Here is a 2776-nt window from a genome sequence, read left to right as displayed (position 1 = left end):
CCAGCAGGGCGCGCAGCAGCAACAGCAGGTTGACCAGGGGTATGAGGAGGAGGCGCACAGGTCCGCGCCTAATGGACCGCCGGGGGCGACGCAAGCCCTGTTCTGCGCACCTGTACGGTCGTGGTAGGCTGCGCCCCCATGCGTTTGCCCCCCCTCTCGCGATTGATGATCGTCCTCGTGCTCGCCACTGGCGGCGCCGCCCTGGCCCAGCGGCGGCAGATCCAGGAGTTCCAGGGTGAGGAGATGACCCAGGAGCAGCGCGACGCCGCGCGCGCCAAGCCGAAGTACAACATCAACGACTACGGCCGGGACATCAAGGTCAAGGAAGAGCCCTTCCCCTGGATGGCCCTGGGACTCGCCGGCATCGTGTTCGCGGCCGTCTCGCCCTTCGCGTACCGCGCGTACAAGAGCACCACCAAGGACATCTCCGACGCCAACACCTTCGGCGTCACCAGCACCCGCGAGGACGAGGGCGAGCAGCAGTAGCACGCGGTAGGCCTTTCAAGACCGGGACGCCATGGGCCTGTCGAGGGTAGAACCCCCGCATGCCCTACCGTCCCGATGCGAACCGCATCGCCTTGCGCGCGGTGCGCTCCATCCTCGACGCCGCGCACTCCTTCGAGCTCTCGGTGGAGGGGTGCCCCGTCCAGGTCTCGGTGTCCCGTCTCCCGCCCTCGCCCTGGCCCACCCGGTTGGAGGGCCTGGATGAGACCCGGGATGGTCCCTTCCCTTCCGCGGTGCGGGTCACCTGTTCCTGGCCCGAGGGACGTACCGAGCTGCTCGTGAGCGCCCAGTGGTGGAAGACCAAGGGCGCTTATCGGCACCTCATCGGCCTGCGGACGGCCGTGGCCGCGACGAATCGCGAGCTGGGCTGGATCACGGTGGCGCTCCCCTTGCGCGACCGGGACGATGGCGAGCGCGTCGCCGTCCCCGCGGCGTTCAACAGCTATGCCCGCCGTGACGAGACTCAGACCTCCGATATGTTCCCACGGCTCAAGGCCTCGGTGGAGCGCTCGGGCCTGCCTCGCATCTCCCCCTGGCGTATGGAGGCCTTCGCCGTCCGGCTCCCGAGTGGCGAGGTGGACCCCTCGCCCCAGGAGGCATTCCGCCGGCTCATCCACCTGGCGCTGCTCAAGCTGCCCTTCCTTCTCCAGCGTGGAGAAGCCCAGGAAGGAGTCACCGGAAAGCCCCTCTTCGACCTCGGCGACCTACCCATCCCAGGGGGCACGGGCGCGGGTGAGGACGCGGAGGCACCCCCAGAGGAAACGGATGAGGGGCGTGGGGAGGACCGCCGTCATGGCGTCGGGCCCATGCCCGGTGGAGTCCGACAGTACAAGAGCACCCTCGATGCACTCCTGACCACGATTCGGGAGCAGTCTCTCAGCGAAGAGGAGTTCCTCGCGCTGCTGCGTGAGCGCTACGAGGTGACGGGGGCGACCGCGCGGCACTCGTACATCACCGTCCTCCTGGCACTCGGGGTCGTGGAGGCACGGAAGGGACGGCTGGAGCTCACCTCCACGGGCGAGGAGTACCTGCGCGATCCGCAACCGCGCGCGCTCTTCGAACTGCTGCATCGCACCTTCACCGGCATGCTCGAGCTGTTGATCGTGGCGGAGACGAAGGGACGCGCGGACACCTCGTCCCTCCGGACCCTGCTCCCCCGGCTGCTCGGCACGAACTGGAAGAGCGACAACCAATCGAACTTCCGGCGCAACTGGCTGCTGTCGCTCGGCGCTACCGAGCGGGATGACGAGGGCGATTCGCTCACGGAGCTGGGACGGCAGTTGCTCGCCACCCACGCCGCCGAGGCGGACCCGATCCGCGCCCGATTGGCGGACATCCTCGATGAAACGGACCTGGCGGGGCACGGGGGCGAGGAAGAGGAGTTGGATGTCGAGGAAGGCACCTCCCGGCAGGCCAAGGCACTCTCCCAGGCGTCCACCGCCCCCTCGGGATGGGATGCGGCTCGCCTGGATCTGAGCGCCGCGCGCGCCGCCACCCATTCGCAAGGGCTGGAGTTGCCACGGCTGCTCTTGGAGCAGGCCTGTGCGGCGCTCTCCTCCGGCAAGCACCTGTTGCTGGTGGGGCCACCGGGCACGGGAAAGACGGAGCTGGCCCACGCGCTGGTGGAGGCCGCTCGCACCGAGGGTTATTGCGCGGGCGCCTTCGTCTCCACCGCCTCGGCGGATTGGACCACCTTCGACACCATCGGTGGGTACGCGTTGCAGCGCGACAGCTCGCTGGAGCTCCGCCCCGGCGCCTTCCTCCGCGCTCTGGAGCGTTGGCAATGGCTCGTCATCGACGAGCTCAACCGGGCCGACGTGGACCGGGCCTTCGGTGAGCTGATGACGGTGCTCGCCGGCCGGGGCACGGACACCGCGCTGGTCCAGGCCGACGGGCGCCTGGTCTCCATCGGTACCGAGCCAGGGTGTACCCATCGGGTGCCTCGCACCTTCCGGGTCATCGCCACCATGAACACCTGGGACAAGACGTCCCTCTTCCGGCTCTCCCACGCGGTACAGCGCCGCTTCGCACTGCTCCACGTGGACATTCCGGAGGATGACACCTACGCGCGCCTCCTCGAGACGCATGCGACCCGCGAGGGCATGGATCCACCCCTCCCGGAGGGCAGCCTCGTGCCGCTCCGACAGCTCTTCTCCTCCGCCGGGCTGCTGGCCCATCGCGCGGTGGGCCCCGCGGTGGCACTCGACATGGTGCGCTACATGCGCCGCCGGCAGGCCTCGGGTGACGGGCTGGCCGAGGCCATGGCCATGTT

The 2776-nt window shown here is 69.2% G+C and carries 2 protein-coding genes; both read left to right on the top strand.

Translation table 11 applies throughout. The annotated features are described in order from the left end of the window. Positions 1–138: 138 nt before the first annotated feature. Complete coding sequence (locus VF697_RS26795) at positions 139–486, top strand: hypothetical protein (protein WP_331099562.1); 348 nt, start codon at positions 139–141, stop codon at positions 484–486. Positions 487–545: 59 nt separating this feature from the next. Further along, positions 546–2776: AAA family ATPase (locus VF697_RS26790; protein WP_331099561.1), on the top strand; the 2231-nt coding region annotated here is incomplete at its 3' end.

Origin of the sequence: Archangium sp. (assembly GCF_036388035.1) — a bacterium.
Classification (GTDB): Bacteria; Myxococcota; Myxococcia; order Myxococcales; family Myxococcaceae; genus Archangium.
This window is presented reverse-complemented; position numbering and strand designations above follow the sequence as displayed.